This is a genomic window from Candidatus Woesearchaeota archaeon (assembly GCA_026394965.1).
GTDB lineage: Archaea > Nanobdellota > Nanobdellia > Woesearchaeales > 0-14-0-80-44-23 > JAPLZQ01.
Window position 1 is genome coordinate 1 of the sequence record JAPLZQ010000056.1, and the last position, 3,250, is coordinate 3,250.

General features: G+C 42.6%; 4 protein-coding genes. All 4 read left to right on the forward strand.

The window, feature by feature from the left end:
- On the forward strand, window positions 1-645 hold a 645-nt coding region (locus NTV63_02355; GenBank protein ID MCX6709775.1), incomplete at its 5' end, for an NFACT RNA binding domain-containing protein.
- Between the two features lie 61 nt (window positions 646-706).
- On the forward strand, window positions 707-970 hold the full coding sequence (locus NTV63_02360; GenBank protein ID MCX6709776.1) for a YhbY family RNA-binding protein: 264 nt from the start codon (window positions 707-709) through the stop codon (window positions 968-970).
- Between the two features lie 94 nt (window positions 971-1,064).
- Window positions 1,065-2,558 (forward strand): hypothetical protein, encoded by a 1,494-nt coding sequence (locus NTV63_02365; protein MCX6709777.1) that lies wholly within the window; start codon window positions 1,065-1,067, stop codon window positions 2,556-2,558.
- 28 nt (window positions 2,559-2,586) lie between these two features.
- Window positions 2,587-3,108: a hypothetical protein gene (locus tag NTV63_02370; GenBank protein ID MCX6709778.1), complete on the forward strand. Its 522-nt coding sequence runs from the start codon at window positions 2,587-2,589 to the stop codon at window positions 3,106-3,108.
- The last annotated feature ends 142 nt before the right edge of the window (window positions 3,109-3,250 follow it).

Genomic DNA, 3,250 nt, shown 5'->3' on the forward strand with positions numbered 1-3,250 from the left:
AAAAAGAAGATGGCTCAGGAGAAAGAGGAGAAAAAAAAGCGGGAAGAGGAGAAAAAGGGAAGGGCTTGGTATGAAAAATTCAGATGGTTCATAAGCTCAGAGGGATTCATTGTCATAGCGGGAAGAGACTCGACAACAAACGACATAATCGTGAAAAAGCACATGGAAAAAGACGACATTGTCTTTCACACAAATATCGCAGGAAGCCCATTCACAATCATAAAAACAGAGGGAAAGATTCCAGGAGAAGAAACCAAAAGAGAGGCGGCAATAGAAACAGCATCTTTCTCAAGGGCGTGGAAAATGGGAATTTCCGAGGCAGAGGTTTTCCAGGTGAACCCTGAGCAGGTCTCCTCATCTGTGAAGTCAGGCGAATACATGGGAAAGGGCGCATTCATGATTTACGGAAAGAGGAATACCATGCACGCAGAGGTGAAGCTCGGGATAGGGCTATACGACGGAAGGATAATGTGCGCGCCCCTCTCAGCAGTGAGAAAGCACTGCAAAAAGCTGCTTATCATAACGCAGGGGAGCGAAAAAAAGACCTCAGCAGCAAAGCTTATCAAGAAAGAGATTGGCGGCGAAATTGACGACATTGTGTCTGCTCTTCCTCCCGGAGAAGTAAAAGTTTCAAAGCAGGAATGACGGAATAAAGATAATGAAAAAATAATCTAAAAATAAGGTAGAGATGATATAACCGCTTAAAATGGATGAACTTAAAAAAAGGATAAAGGAAAAGGCAAAAGCAATCCCAATAGTTGTAAGGATAGGAAAAATGGGAGTCACAAAAGAGCTGCTTTCAGAAATAGAGAGGCACCTCAATAAAAAAGGGATTGTAAAAGTCAAGATGCTCAACAATTTCACAGGCGAGCATGACAGGTTTGAGACAGCGGGGGAAATAGCTGAGAAGACCGGCTCAACCCTCATAGATGTCAAGGGCTTTGTGATAATCCTTTACAAGTTCGGATAGGAATCAAAGAGGAAAAATATCAAATAAGAACCTCAAATAGGAAATGTTTATATATTTATAAGACAGGAAAAAAGAGAGAATAGCGTGATAAGAAATGGAAGAAATTGCTGCAAAAAAGCTTCTGAAAGCGGGATTTGCAAAATTTGAATACGAAAAAGAAGTAAAGGCAATGAAATCAAGCGAGATTTCCCAGCTTGATGATGGATTGGCTGAAAAATACGCTGACCAGGAGAATACGGAGATTGAAAAGGGAGTCAATGGAACCACTGACTTCCCCTCGCCCATAGTCAGGCACAGGTTCATAAGGGAAAAGATGAACATCTCCATGGAGGAGACATACTACTGGATAATGTCCCAGCTGAAGCAGTCGCTCGCATTTCCATATATCATAAAGGTAAAGGACTTGTTTGCTGCATCAGAACAGTCATCAATGTTCGGGAATTCGCAGCAGCGCCTCGCCCTGCAGCAGGATAAGGCATCGCAATACCTTGCAATAATAGGGAAGATGGTCAAGGAGCTCTTCCAGCTGGTAAGGGAGCTGAGAATCCTCGACGAGAGGCTGAAATACTACTCAGAAAGCAAAAGAGGGGACAAGTCTGCTGAGATAACGCTTAAGGGAATATGGATAGACCTTGTCGAGGGCGGAAGCAAGAACCCCGCATCAGTTTACGGCATGGCTCATGAGGTTGGATTCACAACCCTTCCTGACCTCTTCTTTGAGATAACCCCGAAAAAGTCAGAGGATGTTGACAGGGTTGTTGAATCAACTGAATTCAACAAAAAAGTCAAGGAAGTCCTGAAAAGAAAGCTCAAGACATACCTTCTCTGGAAGGAAAACACGCAAGGCGAACTGAACACAAAGAGAAAATTCACCCTGAGATACATGAGGCAGCACTACGATGCGATAAAAATGTACATGGAATGGGTCAAGCCTTACCTTGCGCAGATAAAGCGCCTTATGTTTGACGAAAGAAAGCTTAATGACCCGAACCTTGTAAGCGCATTCGAGGGCTCGCTTATTGACGTGGAATTCATAGCATACAAGAAGGAATCAAAATTCGGAAGATACCTGCCCTGCGTAATCGCAACATTCAACTACAGGACAACGCCGAGCCTCAACTACCATGCAGAGGGATACCAGAGGGGCCCAATCCATGTAGGAAAAGTGGAATGCACCCTCCGCGGATACATCTGGACAAAAGAGCAGATTGAGGCATACAAAAAATACAGGAATGACGAGGTTTTTGAGGTGCTCGGCTCAATAGACAACTCCCTAAAGGAAGCCATGGATGCACTTGGAGACAGCATGAAGGAGTATCTTGAGGAATCAGGGGAAATTTTTGAAAAGCAGGAAAAACCTGAGAAAAAAGAGAAAGAGGATTCCATAATTGAGCCTTTCCTCTCAATATTCCGCGGATTCGGAGAAATAATATCCTCATTTGCGGGAAGCCCAGGGGAAAAATCTGAGAAAAAAGTAAACAAGTTTGAAGATGACGCCCAGAAAAGCAAAGCAGCTGAGATAGTATTTAACTCGCTCTGGACAACATACCAGAATTACAAGAAAGCGCACTCGCTGATGGCCTGGTAAGCGAAAAAAAGGGCAAGTCCGGGATAAAATGGCAGACAACAATTCTTCTGAGATGGAATCTGAGGTAGCGAAGCTGAAAAAACTCTCTCCAGAGGAAAGGATAAAGAAGCTGAAGGAGATTGAGGAAAGAAGGAAGACGGAAAAGGATGACATGGAAAAGCTCCTTGAAGAAAGCATAATTGAGCTGAAGAAGGAGGAAACTATAAAAGAGATAAAGGTGCCTGAGCCAAAAAAGGTTGAGTTTGAAAAACTCTTCTCAAACGATGAGGAAAATGAGCTTGAGAAAAAGGCAGCAGAGGGAAAAAAGAGCGATGAAGACAGGAATAACAATACTGAATACAAAATAGGGCTTGACAAGGCAGAGGAGATTTATGAGGACATAAGGGAGCTCGGATATACAGACTCCTGGAAGGAAGAGCAGTTCCGAGAATTTTACAAGATGGAGTCCCTCCTTGAAAATGTGGACACGCGCCTTCTGAAAGATGAGATTGCTGAACGGGTGCGCGCAGGAAGGAACCTTGTCAACATAATAAGAAATTACATAAGATAAAAATAATAATAAATAAAAAATCATACAAAATAAAGATAAAGCAATTGCGGCAAAAACAGTTTTTCACAATCAAAAAAATCAGGCAGGACTCAAAGCAACAATATTTAATAATAACCAGTGATTAACTCGGGAAAAAAAGAGG